A 17,623-nucleotide genomic window follows, 5' to 3' on the forward strand; every position below is an offset into this window, starting at 1 on the left:
CAATAATACCTCGAATATCTAGACAAAAGTTGCGAAAATGCATGAATAGTTCACCGATCAGACACTTAATTTATGTGGTATGTTTATTTTCTTCGCTGTGCTGACAACAGCCTTTATGCCGGCATTACTACGTCACTTGAACGACGTTTGTATGAGCACAACGAGTGCAACAAAAAAGCAGCAAAGTATACTCGTGTCCGTCGACCAGTCACATTAGTCTATGCTGAGCCGCAATTAAATCGTCAGGAAGCAAGTCGTCGTGAATATCAGCTTAAGCAGTTGAGTAAGCAAAATAAAGAGCAACTTGTGTCTCAATATTCTCATTCCAGTGACTCACATAAATAACCAACAAACCTCTAAAGGCCCTACAATTACTGGTCTGCTTTGTCTGTTAAAGATGAATAAACTTCGATCTTAATCCATCATACTGATAGAATAGCGCCGATTTCAACACCTTAAAGTGATAGTAAATAGCCATGTTTTTAGAAAATTATTGCCAAATTACGGATGATAAAATTAGTTTCACACGTCAACAGGCGAGCGATTTTGCAAAGCAAATTGCTGACGATTTTAATCCGCTTCATGATATACAAGCAAAACGTTTCTGTGTGCCTGGTGACTTGCTGTTTTCATTAATTTTAGAGCGTGCTGGTTTACACCAAGAAATGAGCTTTAAGTTCTCAGGTATGGTTACCGATGCTACTAAGTTAACGATTCCAACAAAAATAACCACTGCAGCGAGTATTGTTGACGATAATCAAAAAGAATATCTGAATATGTCTGTATCGGGTGACTACACAAAGAGTAGCAAAACCATCACGGCGTTAACTCGAGCTTATGTTGAGTTTTCAGGACACACCTTTCCTCATATTCTTGTCGAATTAATGAAAGAATGCCAGGTTATGATCAACCCTACTCGCCCTATGATCATGTACGAAAGTATGTCAATTCATCTCGATAATCTAGATTTTGAAGAAGTGACATTAAAGTTATCGTCAACCACACTCGATATTGATGGTAAACGCGGAAATGCCTGCTTATCATTTGATTTAGTTTCAAAAGGTCAAGTGATCGGGAACGGCAAGAAATTCATGCTATTAAGTGGTTTAAGAGATTATTGCCAAGAAACTATTGATAATATTGTTACTCAATACAATGATACAAAAGCACAATATTTAACACAGAGATAATCACAAACCTCGGAATACCCACCAGATTTAAACGGCTTGATTAAGTTAAAGATAAGTCATTACGATTTAAGCTAATGACTTATCTAGTACTTAATTATGTTTAGTTGTCACGCTTGCTTAACTGCGTAGTTTCCTATTCAACCAATGCAGGGCTTGGTCGGCTTTAATAGCCGCCCGACGAAAATAACGTTGGCTTTTTTTGAGCCAAATTTTAGCCCAATCAAACTCTAAACTTAACAAAGCTAGGCCCAGCGGAATAAAGAATACCGCAGGACCAGGTAGTAATATGAATATTGCTCCTAACAACAAACACACAAAGCCTAGCAAAGTTAGTGCTAAGCGTTTTATCTTTTCTGATATGTTATTTGTCATAATAGACCTTTAAGTTGTTTTTTCTTACATCATTAATGGCAAGTAATAGTAAGTAACAGCAAAGGTTGTTCCAAAAAATATTATTCATACTTATCAAGTAAGTAAGAATAATCTTTAAAAATCCAGCAGAATACTGTGGTTTAAAAAACAATTTAATAGTGAAAATAACAACAAAGTTTTAATAATAATTATCAAATTCAATTTGCTGACGGCGCTTGTCTTCAACACAGGCGGCAAACTGTTGAGTTGATTTTGGCCGAGCACACATTTTCGCGGGTTTATAAAATGATAACCAAGCCTGTAATTTTTCAACTTGGTATTTAGAGCGCACTACAACAGGGTGATCACTGGCAAAAGGTATTAAAGGTTTAATCGCCTTATACGGCTTTTGCTCTGCCCTTACCGTAGTAGATTTAAGTGTCTTTTTTCTGCGTTGTTTCGCAACTTTTTTCTGCTTTTTTTTCTTTGTTTTAGGTTTGAGTTTACCCGTTTCACATTGCCACCATATATTTCGAGCTTTAGACTCTTTAACTGCTAAGCTTTGACTACGCTTGTTTGAGTTAGATTGACGTTGTTGCGTTTGCACATTGTCGAGTTTACTTCGATACCCTTTACAGTGCTTTTTACCTGCTGTTACGGTCATTGAAAATAATAAACTCATCGTCAGTAGACTAAAAATAATTATTTTTTGCATTGGCTTTCATCCATTGAATTCCATAGTAAGCCAGAGTGTAGTCAAGATTGAGAAAAAGTCGACTTAATCGATAACGCCTATAGTTAGCTAATTCATCAAGTGATAAACCAAATCAAAAAAATACTTCTATACTGTATTCGAATCTAGCCAACAAAAGCGCTAAATACTTTAAAGTTACTTTAGATTAAGGGACAAGGATGTTTCATTCAATTAGCTACCATAAATTTTTCTCCACTTTGTTTCTGATCTCTATTTTCATCGTTCAATTATCTGATGTGCAAGCTCAGGAAATGATAATCGATAAAAAAAGTCAGGCTAAACCTCAGCTACAGCACGCTACTAAGTATTATGAAGATGTGGTTATTAATGATTACTGGGTTAGCGAAAAGCTAGATGGTGTTCGTGGCTACTGGACTGGAGATAAATTATTAACCCGCAAAGGAAATAATTTAAATCCACCCACATGGTTTATTGAACATTGGCCTAAAATGGCAATGGGTGGCGAACTGTGGAGTGACAGAGGACAATTTGAACAAATCAGCGCCTGTGTTCGACGAAAAAAATCAAACGGCTCATGTTGGAAGAAGCTAAAGCTTATGCTATTCGATTTACCCCATCAACCGGGTGACTTTAATCATCGTATATCACTTATGAAGCAAGTGGTAAAAAACAGTAATTCACCGCATTTAGCTATGATTGAGCAAAAAAAAGTAGTTTCCAATTCTGATTTGTTGGCTTGGTTAACAGAGGTTGTTGAGGACAAAGGCGAAGGTTTAATGCTGCACCTTGCAACCGCAAAATATAACATGGGTCGCAGTAAAAATTTATTAAAACTGAAAAAGTATCAAGATGCTGAAGCCGTGGTAATAGCACATCTGCCTGGTAAGGGAAAATATAACGGATTACTCGGTGCAATTAAAGTCAAAACACCTGAAGGGATCATATTTAAAATAGGCAGCGGATTTACTGACTTGCAACGTGAGCACCCGCCAAAAATTGGCAGTGTAATAACCTATAAATACATTGGTAAAACACAACGAGGTGTGCCAAGATTTGCCAGTTTTCTGCGAATTAGAAATACACATTAGTTAGTTCAATTAAGTAATCATTTTAAGGCATTTAACGTATGGAATTTCATTTATGGTTATCATTGGTGGTTATTTGCATTCTTGGTGCTTTATCACCTGGTCCTAGCCTTGCTTTAGTCATTAAAAACACATTAAACGGTGGTGTTAACCAAGGTTATGCAACAGCGATTAGTCATGGCTTAGGGGTTGCGCTTTATGCTGCTATAACCGCCACAGGTATTGGGTTATTGATAGTGCAATCACCAATGATATTCGCAACAATAAAATATGCTGGAGCTGCTTTTCTTTTATATTTAGGCATTAAAGCCTTGATGAGCAAACAGCAAAATATAAATCTTTCTCAACAAAATGGTGATTTTGATCCAACAATCAATGGTTGGAGAGATGGTTTTTTAATTGCTTTTTTAAACCCTAAACTGGCAATTTTCTTTTTGGCCTTATTTAGCCAATTTGTTGAGCCTGATGCAAGTTGGCAACAAAAAGGTGTGATGACTGCAACCGTTGGCATTATAGATATGCTTTGGTATGTCATTATTGCTTTTACTCTGTCTCGTGGGCCGATTTTAGAAAAACTAAAAGCTAATAGTCATATTGTGGATAAAATTACCGGCAGCTTTTTAATTTTATTAGCGGCGCGCGTGGTACTTAATTAGTAAAAATATTATTCCAATGATATATGCTTGAATAACCTATTTATTCAAGCATATAAGTATTTAAGTATTTAAGTATTTAAGTATTTAAGTATTTAAGTATTTAAACCTGGGGTTTATAAATGAAATATAAACACTTTAAACCTTTACCTTCATGCGCCTCTTTAAAAACTGCGGGTGCATTAAATTGATATTGAAACTCGCAGTCAGGGCACTCTCTTGCAACTTCTGCTAATAAAAATTCAATATTAAGGTCGGGCGAGTTTAAACACAGTAAGACATCACCATTATCTGACATTAAATCAGGTAAGCGGCGGATAATTTTCTTATAATCTCGTTCAATATCAACACTGCCTTTTTGAAATGATGGCGGATCTGAAATAAGTAGTTGGTATGGTCCATGCTTTTTCAAGCGACCGTATGACTTAAAAATATCAACACCTTCAAATATGACTTTGTTGAGATCTTGATGGTTCAGTCGGTGATTTTCTCGTCCTTTGGTTAATGAGCTTTTACTCATATCGATATTGACAACTTTTGACGCATTACCCGCTAAAGCTGCAACCGAGAATGCACAGGTGTATGAAAATAAGTTTAACACGCGTTTATTCTCGCTATGCTGTTTAACCCACTCACGACCGTTACGCATATCCAAAAACAAGCCTGAATTTTGTGCTTTCCCTAGACTAATATGGTATTTCAAGCCATGTTCTAATGCCGTTAAATTGGTTATATCTTGCCCCAAACTAACTCGCACGGGGCAAATTTACGGCAGCGATATTGCACTTGAATAGATTGGCACTTATCGGTCAACATGCGTAACTGAGCAACCTGTTCAGCTAACCACTCTGCTTCAACCTCTTGATATAAACTGATCAGAATCACCGGCTCAAACCAATCAATATTGACATGTGAAAGCTCAGGAAATGCATGACCACGACCATGAAATAGTCGCTGGCTTTCACTAAAGTCACATGGCTGGATAAATTCAATCATTATAAGAAGTGCTCGCTAAAAAAATAAGGCCGGATAATAACAAATTATCCGGCCTTAGGTATCATACCCATTAAAATAAATTACACAGTTACATCAGTTAAAAACCAAAAATACTATAGCCAAAGAACTTTTGCAGTACCGTATTTAGAAAAATACTAAAGACAATAACCGGGATAAATGTGCCGAGCGAGAAGTTAATATACTTTTCTACCCATGAGCCTTTATAGTTTGCGTTACCTATCGACAACTCTTCTGATAATTGTAATCTCTTCCAACGATAGCTGACAAAAACACACAATAGAAAGCCATTAAGCGGTAAAATAGTATCGTAGAAAACATCATAAATCACATCAAAGAATGAGCGTGTACCGCCCGCATAGGAGGTAAATTCTGTAAAGTATGAAACCATTCCGAAAGACAAAGTAGCGAACACAGTCAATACACCTGCAGTCATCAATAAAATAGATAACGCCTTCTTACGACTGTGTTTTTTCTCCGTAACTAAATAAGATACTGGCACTTCTAAAATAGAGACTAGTGAGGTTATCGCTGCAAAAAATACCAATATAAAGAAGAAAGCCGCGACAGCACTTGCACCGATATAACCAATTGATGCTTGTAGCGCTAAAAATATTTTCGGTAAGAATGTAAAGATTAACGATACTGAGCTATCGCTTAACTCCGCAGGATTTACGTTAGGATTAAATGAAAACACAGCAGGTAAAATCATTAAGCCAGCAGTGAAAGCTACGGCGGTATCCGTTAACGCTACCAATTTTGCAGAGCCGACAATATCAGTTTTACGGTCAATATAAGAACCATAAGTGATCAATATGCCCATGCCTAAGGATAATGAGAAAAATGCTTGTGATAAGGCGCCATTAATCACCGCAGGGGTAATTTTAGATACATCTGGAATTAAAAAGAACTTAACACCTAAAAGTGCATTATCTAGAGTTAGAACATATATCACCATCACCAGTAACATAATAAATAAAGTCGGCATCAATATCTTTGATGCGCGCTCAATACCGTCTTTAACGCCAGCGACGAGTATAAAATTAACTATACCTGCAACCACAATCATACCAGCGAAAATATAAGGACTATTTACAAACTCTCCAAAACCTTTGTTACTCGCTAAATAGTCTAAATTTCCGCTTAAGGTTAATACGATATAACCAAAAATCCAAACGGTTAAAACCATATAAAAAACAGCGATCATAAAAGGAGTTAATACACCAAGAAAACCGGCAGCGCCCCAAGCCCTACTTCCACCACTTAAGGCTTTATAAGCTCCAACAGGTTCTTTTGCTGTTTTGCGACCAACGGCCATTTCCGCAACCATTACGGGTAAACAGATAAAAAACACAAAAAGAGCATACATTAATAAAAATGCACCACCTCCATTTTTAGCTGCATTCACCGGAAAACCAACCAAATTCCCGATACCAACAGCTGAACCAGCAGCTGCTAAAATGAACCCTAAGCGGGAACTGAAATGCTCTCTTTCTGTACTCATAAATGTCCTTCATTGTATTTTTTTAGGGCTAATAATTATAATTTTTATTCACAGCGCCCGTTTTTTATTTAGATGGATAACTGACTGATGCTAACAAGCTTTTTCCCCAAAGTCTTGTATTTGAAATGCGTCAATAGTTTGCAGGTGTATCATATTTGTTGCACCTGCTATTGTTGATTAACCGTAAAAGTTAGCATTCATTATATTGAGAATGTTTTCCGTTTCTATGGCCGCAAAATTAGCGGCTGCTTCTAGATCATCTGTTGATACTTTTAGAGTATTACATATCGCAGCATCAATACTGTCATCGTAACTAAAGTCCTCAGGATGGCACTCAACTAATGCTAGTCTTGATGCTAAATATAGTACCTGAACATCTTTATTGATTTGAATATTATGAGCGTTATTGTAATGGCGAATTGGCAAAATTATTTTTTCTGGTATTTGCCATATTTTTAATAACTCGGCAGAAACTTCGGTATAAGTAAAACCTAACACCTGCTGCTGTAATTGCCAAGGCAACAAATCGGCATGGTAAGCTTCACATTGCTTAGCAAGCTCTGGTGATATTTTTGCCACAATTAACTCGCCAAAGTTTTGCAATAAACCCGCAACAAATAATCGTTCTATATCTCGAATACCGGCGGTTATTGCTAAATTTTTAGTCGCTAAGCCACAAAAAACGCTCATATGCCAAAAACGTTTTAAATCAATTGAGTCATTTGAAAAGTGTTTAAACGCTGTTGCAGCAACATCGACTAGCATCATGTTGTAAATAGCTTGTGTACCAATAATGGTAATCGCACGTGAAATAGTGCTTATTTCACCTGGAAAACTATAAATTGCACTATTAGCAATTTGCAACAAGCGCGATGTCATTGAGGGATCAACACTGATTACGTTAGCGAAATCTTCGATAGTTGAGTCGTCGTCTTCCATTAACGCTTTTATTTTAAAACACGCGTCAGGAAGCGCAAAAGAACCATTTGCTTGTTGGGCATATTCAAGGGCATTCATCAATTAATCATTCCTAATGTAAATGTTCACAACTTTTAGATAAATATTATTGCGCAAATGTTAAACCAAAAAAATCACCTACATGCCACTGCGGACGGGCAGTTTGGTTAGCTATTTCTAAGCCTATCATCATATTAACTAGCGCAAAATTTGCCGCTGCTTGATAATTTATCGGTAATGTAATTTCATCACTATGTTGATGATAATGATTTTTCAAAAAGTCACCAAATACCTCACCACCATCTATGTTCTCATCTGTTGATTTAAAACCAGTCATTAAAAATACTGATGGAATACCAGCTTTAACAAAACTGTAATGGTCACTACGGGTAAAAAGTGCTTGTTCTGGCATTGGGTCTTCACTTAGCTCAATATCAACTTTTTTTGCTGCTGTTGCCACAATGTTACCCAGCGTTGAATGCGTAGAACCAAAAGCGATAACATCGGCAAATGGATACAAAATTAGCGGCATATCCAAATTCACATTCGCTACGAGCTGCGTTACCGGAAGCGTTGGGTTATTTGCAAAGTAGCTTGAGCCTAATAGACCTTTTTCTTCACCTGTAACTACGACAAACAATACTGAGCGTTTAGGTTTTATTGGCATTTCAGCTAACAAACGAGCAGTTTCAAGTAAAATAGCAACCCCTGATGCGTTATCAAGTGCACCATTATTAATGGTGTCTTCACTATCGCCATGCGAACTAATACCAATGTGATCTAAGTGCGCACTAAACACAACATATTCATTTTTTAATTTTGCATCACTCCCCTCTATAGCTGCGATAATATTAGGGCTAGTGATCTGTTCATGGCGAGAGTTATTCTTCAACGTAACTTGATAAGGTAAGTTAAACCCCTTAATCACGGTATTATTTGAATCTGCAGCATAAATATCGGCTAAGTTAAACTCTGCCCCCTCAAAAAGCGCCTGTGCTGCATCTTGTTGAATATATGCACCAGAAATTAATGTAGGTTGCTTGCCAAATGGAACATCATCTTTCGTCAACCAACTTAAGCGTGGTGTGTTGGCATATTGTGCAGATTTTTCAAAACTTCTGACCAGTTCACGTTTAGGTGTATGGATAGTAATAAAACCAACTGCTCCATGTTCAGCTGCATGACGACTTTTTTCTGCGCTAGAGCCAATATGAGCTCCCTCTTCAGAAGGTAAATCATCAGGTCTACCAGTTAACGCTACTACAATTTTGCCTTTAACATCAATATTTTCATAATCGTTATAGCCAAACTCTTCAGTGATAACGCCATAGCCCACAAAAACAGTAGGGGCAGTAATCGCGCTTTCATTTTGTAAACTAGAACCCGACATTAAAAACTGATTAATATACTCAAGCTCAACATCACCTTTTAAGCCGTGAATAACAGCACTTGCGGAGCCATCAACTAGGTAGGTTTTACGAAAGCGAACTTGTTGTTCAAAGCCTTCGGAATCGCCGCCTATATTCTCCCCTTTAGGCGTTAACCCTAATTGTTTAAAGTATGACTTTACATAGTTGGCTGCAATTTGGTATCCGTTACTACCTGTGTCTCGCCCTTGCAATGTGTCGTCAGCAAGGAATTCAATATGCGCTTTAATGTTGTCAGCGTTAACTTGGCTAGCTCCCGTTTCGCTGCTGGTATTCACCGGCGTTGTGGGTGACTTATTACAGGCGGATAATGCTATGAAAGCAACGGCGATAAGGCTAAATTTTTTGATCATGTTTGATGGGAGTATATTCATGGAGTCTCATTAACTTCTGCTAAATGGCTTGAAAAAAATTTTACCTATTTAGCTTTATTATTTTAATAATTACATTTCAGCTTTTTTAAAAAATATATCGTAATAAAAAGAGCTAAAAAACGTCTACAGACACTATATCGACTGTTATGTAAAAAAACTAGCTCACAGTGCCAAATGCAAACATATTGGAAATCGCTAGGTGTTACTATAACTTTGCATTATAGCTATTGTTAATCAAAAATAGGGATGCCAGAGTGGCGTTTTACATGTTCCATAACAACATATGTGTGCGTTTGAGATACCGCTGGCAAGTCGACAATACTTCCGAGTAATATGCGATAAGCTTCCATATTTTCGAAGCGCAGTTTAAGTAGGTAATCAAAGCCTCCCACTACCATGTGGCACTCAGCAACCTCTTTTATTTGCACTACCTGTGAACGAAATTCATTAAAAATATCGGCGGTCGTACGATCAAGTGTTACTTGAATGAACGCTGTCATACCGCACTTTAATTTACTGGCATTTAAAAAAGCACCGTAACGCTCAATATAGCCTTCTTGTTCAAGGCGTTTTACACGTTCTAGGCACGGGCTAGCGCTTAAATTAACGTGCTGTGCTAACGTGTTGTTTGATATTCGACCATTTTTTTGTAAAATGTCTAAAATAGTTAAATCAATACGATCTAGCGTTCTCGGTTTGCTATTTATCATTGTTCAGTCAGTTTTATGGTTAGCATTACAGAATAAATTATCTCGAAATCTTCAGTACTGTCAATATATTCTCAACATGACGTTTGAATAAAAAATTAGCCACACTATTTAAAAAATTTAATATAAGCGACTTTATGATTTCAAAAAAACCGCAAATATCTTCATATTAGCGGTTTTAAAGAGTCCGGTGGTGAAACACTACATTTTTAGTATTAGCTTTTACTTATCAAAAAGCCTTCTATCTCTTCACCTGGTAATGGTTTGTAATAATAATAACCTTGCCCATAAATACAGCCCATTGCTTTTAATAATTGTGCATCAGCTTCATTTTCAATGCCTTCACCAATTGTCGCCATATTTAAGTTTGCCGCTAAGTCGATAATAGTTTTAATTATTGCTTGGTGATTACCCCTTTCGTGGACATTATGAATAAAAGAACGGTCAATCTTTAACACATCAATTGGAAAACGATGTAAATAACTTAAACTCGAATATCCAGTGCCAAAATCATCAAGTAGTATTTTCACGCCCAGCTTCTTTAAAGCTCGCATGTTATCAAGAACAATATTACTATTTTCGAGTAAAGCTCGCTCGGTAAGCTCAACACGAATTTGATGAGGTTCTACACCAGTTATATTAATAATATTTTGAATATCTTGCGGTAAACTTACATTAAAAAAATGGTTACAATATAAGTTACAACTGACATATAGATGTTCTAACCCGAGGCGTTTTTGCCAAAGCATGAGTTGTCGGCATGACTTTTCAAGAATTTGAAAATCAATCGCCATCACTAAGTTAGTTTCTTCTGCTAACGGAATAAAATCATTAGGAAATACAAAACCTCGTTTAGGACTTTGCCATCGAGCTAGGGCTTCAAAACCAATTATTTTACCATCACTCATTTGTACTATGGGTTGAAAATAAGGGGTAAACTCTTCGTTATCAATACCTTCGCGTAAATCAGTTTCCAACGACATCGCATTTTGCACTTTAGAGTGCATACTTGAGTCAAATACTTCAAAGCGACCTTTACCTTTGTCTTTGGCGTGATACATCGCGATATCGGCATCTCTTAACATAGTATCTGCATTTTCATAGCGCATATTATTAAATAATACGCCAATGCTAGTGCCGATAAAAACCGTCTGATTTTCAATCGTAAATGGTAAAGACAATAACTCAGTTATACGTTTAGCAATTTCGTATGTGCTTACTTCACTATCTATGTCTTCTACCAAAATAACAAATTCGTCACCACCTAAACGTGCAACCGTATCGTTGTCTCGGATTACTTCAGTTAAAGCGATAGATATTTTTTTTAATAAATTATCCCCTGCGTGATGTCCAAGGTTATCGTTTACCACTTTGAAACGGTCTAAATCAAGGAACAAAATAGCAAATTTAAATTCTGCATGACGTTTGTTACGCGCAATGGCACGATTTAAAAGATTTATAAATACTGCTCGGTTGGGTAACCCCGTTAAAATATCATGCGAAGCAGCATGTTTGAGCTTTTCTTCGGCATCTTTACGTTGCTTTATTTCTTCTTCTAACGCCGAAGTTCGAAGCTTTACCTGATGCTCTAACAATTCATGTGACTTTCTTTCATCATCTGAAATTTCACGGCGATTCATGGCAGAGGCAACATGTCGTGATACAAATCGCAACAACTCTGCATCTTGTTCGTTAAAGCGTATTGCTTTTTGATAGCTTTGTAATACCATAGCGCCAAGCATTTCGCCAGAATGAATGAGTGGCACCCCAAGCCAAGAAACAACGTCTAAATCTGGCTTAATCGTTTTACCTTGATGATGCAGCGCCAGCATAGCTTCCTGATCGAGTAATACGGTTTCAGCGCTTTTCAATACTATTTCTGTAAAACGATTGGAAAGTTTTCTGGGTTGATAGTGATCATCGGTATTATCAAAATGTTGATCGAGAAAATAAGCAAAGAACAACTCGTCATTTTTTACATCATACTTAGCAATATAAAAATTTTCGGCGTTGATCAGCTGTCCTACAATGTTGTGAACTAAACTGTAGAAAGAATCTATATCTATATTAGGATCATTGGTTAGCTCTGAGATACGATACAATGACTCTTGCAATAACTCCGATTTTTCTCGATCTCGAATTTGATGCATCAATTCTTTTGTACGCGCATCAACAGCCGCTTGCAAACGGCCTCTATCTTGTAAACGTGTTAAAGCTGTTACTATATGTTGAGCGGTAAACTCTAATAAGTCTCGATCAGATTCTTGATAACGCATATCAGCAGAATAACTTTGCACCGCCATTACGCCAATAACAAAACCATCGTGCATTAAAGGAACACCAAGCCAGTCAATACTATCTTCACCAACAGATTTTATTTTTTGCTCTTGCTCTAATTGAATAACAACTTCTGGTGTCGCTAGTAAACCTTTTCGACTTTCAATAACATAGTTTGTCATTGAACCTTCAAAAAATTTAATAGGGTAAACACCTAACGCTAAATTGTCTTTTTCATCTACATGATAAACTAACTCTAACGTTGATAATGTTTGATCATAAAGCACGATATAAAAATTATTTGCTCTCATCACCGAGGCAATAGAATGATGAACTTGTTCAAATAGCGCGTTTAGGTCAGCACAATCAATAGAAAGTTGGTTAAGTTTTAAGAGCGCTTTGTAGCGATCTTGAAGTTTTTGATATTTATTTAGTAAGGCGATCGATTCTACCGCTAAATCTGCGTTTGAATTAGTTAATGGATCAATTGGGTGTAATGAATCAGTCAACTTTTTCACCATACTGAACGGGTAAACGTTATAAAATGGATCATGTAAATGACCCTAGCGCTTCAAAGGTAGGCAAAGTAACAAATATCAGGCAATAAATCCACTTAAGCCATTGTTTTATTTATTAAGTTTTAGTGACTCTTCGACCTCTTGTTTGTTTCCACAAACACCGTCTTGCTTGTCATCACGATAATAACGGATATCGATACAATCTTGTTGATATCTGCGCTCCAACTCTGTACGAATTATAGGTTTATTTTTCGCATTAATGATTTGTTTATGTAATGACTGGCACTGCTGAACCTGCTCTGACGCTAATGTGAGATCTTCACAAACATTATTACTAGAACTACATGCCGAAAAAAACACGACAGAAGAAACCATCACAACCAAATTTTTTATCATACGACTACTCTTAATTTTATATAAACTTATTTAATAACAGCCTATTAATTATTATATAGGTGTTATTAACACGACTTGGTATAAATAAAAACCGCTAAGAACGCGCTGTTTGTTATATAACTCAGCACGCTAAAACCAGTGACGCTATTTGTCTAAAAATCGACAATGATTGAATTCATTCACTTCCCTTTAGTTTGGTATATAATACGTAAAAATAAAGATTAAGCATTAAGATTATTGTATTAGGGGAAAAATATGCAAGTACAAGTTGTTGATTATCGCGCTGATGACGCCGCCAAAAAGTTTGTAGAGAGTTTGCGAAATACAGGGTTTGGAGTATTAACTAATCATCCTATTCAACAGGCTTTAGTCGATAAAATTTACCAGGATTGGTATACCTTTTTCACGCAAGAAGAAAAGCAAAATTTTGCATTTGATCCTGAAAAGCAAGATGGCTACTTCGGCCCTGAAATTTCAGAAACTGCTAAAGGCCACACTAAAAAAGATATTAAAGAGTATTATCATGTATACCCGTGGGGACGAATTCCTGAGCAATTAAAATCTGATATTTTAAATTACTATAAAATGGCCTCAGATTTAGCCAGTGAATTACTTGATTGGGTTGAGAAGTATAGCCCTGTAGAGGTAACTAAACACTATTCAGAGCCTTTATCGAATATGATCAAGGATACCCCGAATACTTTGTTAAGAATACTGCATTATCCTCCACTTAAAGGGACTGAAGAACCTGGTGCTATTCGTGCTGCAGCACATGAAGATATTAACCTATTAACTATTTTGCCTGCTGCCAATGAACCAGGTTTGCAGGTGCAAGCTCAAGATGGTCAATGGCTAGATGTTCCAGCTGACTTTGGTCATTTAATTGTTAATATTGGTGATATGTTACAAGAAGCCTCACAAGGTTATTTTCCTTCAACTAGTCATAGGGTTATTAACCCAACGGGCGACAATGCGACTAAATCACGCATATCTTTACCGTTATTTTTACATCCACGTAACGAAGTGGTTTTATCAGAAAAACATACCCATGCAAGTTACTTACTAGAAAGACTAAAAGAGCTCGGTGTTAAATAATTACCCATAAGCTTTAAATGCATAAACACATTTAAGTTTGGGACAGACCCGTTAATAAAAAAGCCATCACTATGTGATGGCTTTTTAGTTTCTGCTTATTTTATCGCCCTAAGGTTTAACGGCTTTAAAACTTAACGTTCATATAACTTAAGCATAGTCTTAAACTTAACCTTTAAGGCTGTCTAAAACAGGTGTTTCAGTTTGTGAAACTTTTTTCTTACGCCTAAATAATTCCTTAATATCTTCTACAATAAGATACAGGCAAGGTATTAGCACTAAAGTTACTATGGTGGCAAACAACACACCAAATGCAAGTGATACCGCCATAGGTATAACAATTTGAGCTTGGGCACTAACTTCAAAGAATATGATCGGCACTAAACCAATAAATGTGGTTATTGACGTTAACATAATCGCTCTAAAGCGTTTATTACCCGCATGCATTACAGCATCTTTAAGTCGCACACCTCGTTTTCTGGCATTATTAACATAGTCAACCATCACCAATGAGTCATTCACCACTACCCCGGCAGCCGCTAGAATTCCCATTACAGATAAGGCACTTAAATCCATACCTAAAATAAAGTGACCCAGTACAGCCCCAATAATACCAAATGGAATAACGACCATAATCATCATTGCTTGTGAATAAGACTTTAACGGAATAGCTAACAATGAAAATATGATCATTGACGAGATAACGAAATCGCGCAATTGGCTATCTGCCCCTTCCATTTCTTCTTGAATACTACCCGTAACTTCACTTTTTACTTGTGGATATTTGTTTAACAACTCAGGTATGAAATTATCACGAATATCATTAGCCACTTTAAAGGGCTCTACTTGCTCTGCATCAACACTTGCCCAAACATTAATCGTACGATTACCATTCTCACGGCGTATACGAGTAACCCCTTCTTGTAGGGTAATAACGGCCAGTTCAGATAATGGCAATTCAGCACCATTAGGGGCTTGAATCATTACGTCATCAACATGACCAACAGAACTACGTTGTTCGAGTGGGTAACGCACCATGACTTTCACTTCTTCACTGTCACGCAATATACGCTGCGCCTCTAAACCATAGAAGCTATAACTTACTTGCGAAGCGATGTCTGCTAAGGTTAAATTTAAACTATAAGCGAGTGGTTTCAATTCAAACTGTACTTCTTTAGCACTCGTTTGACGGCTATCGTTAACATCACCAAGGCCTTTAAGTGAATTGAGTTTAACTTTTAATTCTCTCGCAGCTGCCAGTAATTCTGCATCATTTTTACTTTCTAATCTGAAAGCAATATCCCCGTCGTCTCGCCCACCACCAAATAAATTGTCGCCTATAGTGAATGATTTAACGCCTGGATAATTAGGAATAGCCTCACGCCATAAATCTGCCAGTTCAAAGGTATTCATTGGTCTAAGTTCTGGTACTACAAGCTTAACCATCAGTTGACCACTGGTTCTAGTGCGTAAATCAACTTGCATATCTGAGATCATCGAATTGCCATATTTAGCTTCAATATCTTTATCGATACGGTTAATTACCCCTTGAATGTTTAACAAGGTTTCTAAAGTCGCTTTTTCTGAAGCATCGACATTCATTTCAACCGTTACGCGAGGGAAGTCATGTGGAATTTTAGGTTGCCCAACAAAGCGCACAAAACCACCACTAAACAATCCTCCACTAATGAGCATTAAACTAATAAAGAACATTAATACCCCATATCTGTATGCAATAAAAACAGCTAGCGCAGGGCTATAAACGGTATCAATAAATTTTTTCAAATTAAGGTCAATCCAAGCACGTAATCTATCAATTGGATTTTTAGGGTTGAACGCTTTCATTTTCATTTTAACCAAATGAGCTGGCAAAATAAGTTTAGATTCTATTAATGAAAAGATAAGACAAAGTATAACAACAGAGCCAATCGCTTTTCCAAACGCTGAAGATGGCCCTTCACCAAAAAGAAACGGCAGAAATACCGCGATAGTGGTCAAAACACCAAAGGTTGCCGGCATGGCGACACGCTTAACTCCACGAATAACATTATCGGTACTATGACCATGCTCTTCGATTTCATCATGGGCACTTTCCCCCATAACAATGGCATCATCGACGACAATACCGAGCACTAGAATGAAAGCAAATAAGCTAATAACGTTAATAGTAACATTGACAAATTCGAGTGGCATTACCAGTAATGTACCGAGGAAACATACCGGTAATCCCATCATTACCCAAAAAGCTAAGCGAACACGTAGAAATAATGCCAACATGATAAATACCAATACGGCACCACTTTTCATATTGTCTACCATCATATTCAAACGACCTTCAAGGTAGTAGGTCATATCAACCCATGTTTCTAACTTCACGCTTTCAGGTAATACCGCAGATTTCTTCTCTACATATTTTTTAACCACAGCGGCAATGTCAGTTATGCTTTGGTTATCAGCAGCACCAATAAATAAGGTAACTGAGTTTTCACCATTAAATTTAGAGTACTGTAAACCTTCTTCGAAGCCATCATCAATGGTCGCAATTTCGCCTAAAACAATTCTGGTGCCATCGGCTAAAGTTACTACGGGATTTGTTCGAATTCATGTCCACGATAAGCCTGATTTTCAACACGTAAGTTAATATAGCCATTTTCTGCACGAATTTGTCCAGCAGACATGTTGCGTGAATAACTGCGTACTGCAGTGGCAATATCAGTAAAGCTTAAGCCGTACTCTCGAAGCTTATCTTTACTTACTTCAATAGATATTTCATAACCTAAACCGCTGTATATATCGGATATATTGATCATCGGCAGCTGTTGAATTTCGTTATGTATTTTACGACCAAGCTCTTTAAGTTCGCCGTTGGTTAAATCACCATATAGGCTTAAGTACATCACTTCTTGACGAAATTTTTCTCGTTCTATTTTGATGCGCTCCATACCGTCAGGGAAGCTAGAAATTGAATCTATTGCAGATTTTACCTCTTCAAGTACAACTTGTGGGTCATAATCTAGTTCAACCTCGAACCAACCATTGGAAAAATTTCGGTTTGAATAAGTAATAACTCTTTTGAGGCCTTGAACAGTTTCAAGCGCCTCTTCGATTTTAATGGTTATGCCTTCTTCAACTTCTTGCGGTGCGGCTCCAGGATAGGGTGCGGTGTAAGAAATCCAGTTGATCTTAACCTGTGGGAACATTTGTTTGTTTATGGTTTGAATAGTTAACAAACCACCCACTAAAATGAAAATCATCAACAAGTTAGCGGCAACGCTATTGCGAGCAAACCAAGCTATTATGCCGGTATTGGTATCAATAGTATGATCGATTTCCGGCTTTTCTTTAGGCGTAACAGTTGTCATG

General features: G+C 37.0%; 15 protein-coding genes and 1 pseudogene. 5 read left to right on the plus strand and 11 right to left on the minus strand.

Translation table 11 applies throughout. The features are described 5' to 3' along the window. Positions 1-72 precede the first annotated feature (72 nt). Entirely contained in the window at positions 73-345 is a 273-nt protein-coding gene (locus DBO93_RS16270) for a GIY-YIG nuclease family protein (RefSeq protein ID WP_108457280.1), read from the plus strand. Between the two features lie 131 nt (positions 346-476). Continuing rightward, positions 477-1,190: a DUF3581 family protein gene (locus DBO93_RS16275; RefSeq protein ID WP_108457281.1), complete on the plus strand. Its 714-nt coding sequence runs from the start codon at positions 477-479 to the stop codon at positions 1,188-1,190. Between the two features lie 117 nt (positions 1,191-1,307). Here the strand turns inward: DBO93_RS16275 and DBO93_RS16280 are convergent, their stop codons facing one another. Next, a complete protein-coding gene (locus tag DBO93_RS16280) occupies positions 1,308-1,562 on the minus strand; it encodes a PGPGW domain-containing protein (RefSeq protein ID WP_108457282.1) in 255 nt (84 codons plus the stop codon). 178 nt (positions 1,563-1,740) lie between these two features. Next, entirely contained in the window at positions 1,741-2,256 is a 516-nt protein-coding gene (locus DBO93_RS16285) for a hypothetical protein (protein ID WP_108457283.1), read from the minus strand. Positions 2,257-2,453: 197 nt separating this feature from the next. Between DBO93_RS16285 and DBO93_RS16290 the strand changes: the two genes are divergently transcribed. Continuing rightward, entirely contained in the window at positions 2,454-3,344 is an 891-nt protein-coding gene (locus tag DBO93_RS16290; protein WP_108457284.1) for a DNA ligase, read from the plus strand. Between the two features lie 38 nt (positions 3,345-3,382). Then, positions 3,383-3,997, plus strand: a complete 615-nt coding sequence (locus DBO93_RS16295; RefSeq protein WP_108457285.1) for a LysE family translocator — start codon at positions 3,383-3,385, stop codon at positions 3,995-3,997. 100 nt (positions 3,998-4,097) lie between these two features. Here DBO93_RS16295 and DBO93_RS16300 read toward each other — a convergent pair whose 3' ends face one another. The 8 genes from DBO93_RS16300 to DBO93_RS16330 form a co-directional block, all read right to left on the minus strand. Further along, the gene (locus tag DBO93_RS16300) at positions 4,098-4,739 is read right to left on the minus strand and encodes a class I SAM-dependent methyltransferase (RefSeq protein ID WP_343215934.1); all 642 of its coding nucleotides are present in this window, start codon (positions 4,737-4,739) and stop codon (positions 4,098-4,100) included. Further along, entirely contained in the window at positions 4,724-4,990 is a 267-nt protein-coding gene (locus tag DBO93_RS19215; protein WP_343215935.1) for a class I SAM-dependent methyltransferase, read from the minus strand. The genes DBO93_RS16300 and DBO93_RS19215 overlap by 16 nt, the downstream gene beginning before the upstream one ends. Before the next feature lie 97 nt (positions 4,991-5,087). Beyond that, entirely contained in the window at positions 5,088-6,512 is a 1,425-nt protein-coding gene (locus tag DBO93_RS16305; RefSeq protein ID WP_108457286.1) for a sodium-dependent transporter, read from the minus strand. A gap of 177 nt (positions 6,513-6,689) precedes the next feature. Further along, positions 6,690-7,529: an HDOD domain-containing protein gene (locus DBO93_RS16310; RefSeq protein WP_108457287.1), complete on the minus strand. Its 840-nt coding sequence runs from the start codon at positions 7,527-7,529 to the stop codon at positions 6,690-6,692. A gap of 46 nt (positions 7,530-7,575) precedes the next feature. After that, positions 7,576-9,270: a M28 family metallopeptidase gene (locus DBO93_RS16315; RefSeq protein WP_239059024.1), complete on the minus strand. Its 1,695-nt coding sequence runs from the start codon at positions 9,268-9,270 to the stop codon at positions 7,576-7,578. 230 nt (positions 9,271-9,500) lie between these two features. Then, positions 9,501-9,980 (minus strand): winged helix-turn-helix transcriptional regulator, encoded by a 480-nt coding sequence (locus DBO93_RS16320; RefSeq protein WP_108457288.1) that lies wholly within the window; start codon positions 9,978-9,980, stop codon positions 9,501-9,503. A 212-nt stretch (positions 9,981-10,192) separates the two neighbouring features. Next, positions 10,193-12,763, minus strand: coding sequence for an EAL domain-containing protein (locus DBO93_RS16325; protein WP_239059025.1), 2,571 nt, complete (start codon positions 12,761-12,763; stop codon positions 10,193-10,195). Positions 12,764-12,880: 117 nt separating this feature from the next. Beyond that, positions 12,881-13,168, minus strand: a complete 288-nt coding sequence (locus DBO93_RS16330; RefSeq protein ID WP_108457290.1) for a hypothetical protein — start codon at positions 13,166-13,168, stop codon at positions 12,881-12,883. Positions 13,169-13,423: 255 nt separating this feature from the next. On the opposite strand from DBO93_RS16330, the gene DBO93_RS16335 reads away from it, so the two are divergent. After that, positions 13,424-14,263: a 2OG-Fe(II) oxygenase family protein gene (locus DBO93_RS16335; protein ID WP_108457291.1), complete on the plus strand. Its 840-nt coding sequence runs from the start codon at positions 13,424-13,426 to the stop codon at positions 14,261-14,263. Between the two features lie 165 nt (positions 14,264-14,428). On the opposite strand, the pseudogene DBO93_RS16340 reads toward DBO93_RS16335, so the two are convergent. Next, positions 14,429-17,622: pseudogene (locus tag DBO93_RS16340) on the minus strand (efflux RND transporter permease subunit). Position 17,623 lies beyond the last annotated feature (1 nt).

This window comes from Colwellia sp. Arc7-D (assembly GCF_003061515.1).
Classification (GTDB): Bacteria; Pseudomonadota; Gammaproteobacteria; order Enterobacterales; family Alteromonadaceae; genus Cognaticolwellia.

What these genes read in the sequence shown, in the direction of transcription:
- DBO93_RS19215 (WP_343215935.1), bottom strand. Translation starts at nt 4,990, where the DNA reads ATGATTGAATTTATCCAGCCATGTGACTTTAGTGAAAGCCAGCGACTA.
- DBO93_RS16295 (WP_108457285.1), top strand. Translation starts at nt 3,383, where the DNA reads ATGGAATTTCATTTATGGTTATCATTGGTGGTTATTTGCATTCTTGGT.
- DBO93_RS16290 (WP_108457284.1), top strand. Translation starts at nt 2,454, where the DNA reads ATGTTTCATTCAATTAGCTACCATAAATTTTTCTCCACTTTGTTTCTG.
- DBO93_RS16335 (WP_108457291.1), top strand. Translation starts at nt 13,424, where the DNA reads ATGCAAGTACAAGTTGTTGATTATCGCGCTGATGACGCCGCCAAAAAG.
- DBO93_RS16305 (WP_108457286.1), bottom strand. Translation starts at nt 6,512, where the DNA reads ATGAGTACAGAAAGAGAGCATTTCAGTTCCCGCTTAGGGTTCATTTTA.
- DBO93_RS16330 (WP_108457290.1), bottom strand. Translation starts at nt 13,168, where the DNA reads ATGATAAAAAATTTGGTTGTGATGGTTTCTTCTGTCGTGTTTTTTTCG.
- DBO93_RS16320 (WP_108457288.1), bottom strand. Translation starts at nt 9,980, where the DNA reads ATGATAAATAGCAAACCGAGAACGCTAGATCGTATTGATTTAACTATT.
- DBO93_RS16310 (WP_108457287.1), bottom strand. Translation starts at nt 7,529, where the DNA reads ATGAATGCCCTTGAATATGCCCAACAAGCAAATGGTTCTTTTGCGCTT.
- DBO93_RS16280 (WP_108457282.1), bottom strand. Translation starts at nt 1,562, where the DNA reads ATGACAAATAACATATCAGAAAAGATAAAACGCTTAGCACTAACTTTG.
- DBO93_RS16315 (WP_239059024.1), bottom strand. Translation starts at nt 9,270, where the DNA reads ATGAATATACTCCCATCAAACATGATCAAAAAATTTAGCCTTATCGCC.
- DBO93_RS16275 (WP_108457281.1), top strand. Translation starts at nt 477, where the DNA reads ATGTTTTTAGAAAATTATTGCCAAATTACGGATGATAAAATTAGTTTC.
- DBO93_RS16285 (WP_108457283.1), bottom strand. Translation starts at nt 2,256, where the DNA reads ATGCAAAAAATAATTATTTTTAGTCTACTGACGATGAGTTTATTATTT.
- DBO93_RS16270 (WP_108457280.1), top strand. Translation starts at nt 73, where the DNA reads ATGTGGTATGTTTATTTTCTTCGCTGTGCTGACAACAGCCTTTATGCC.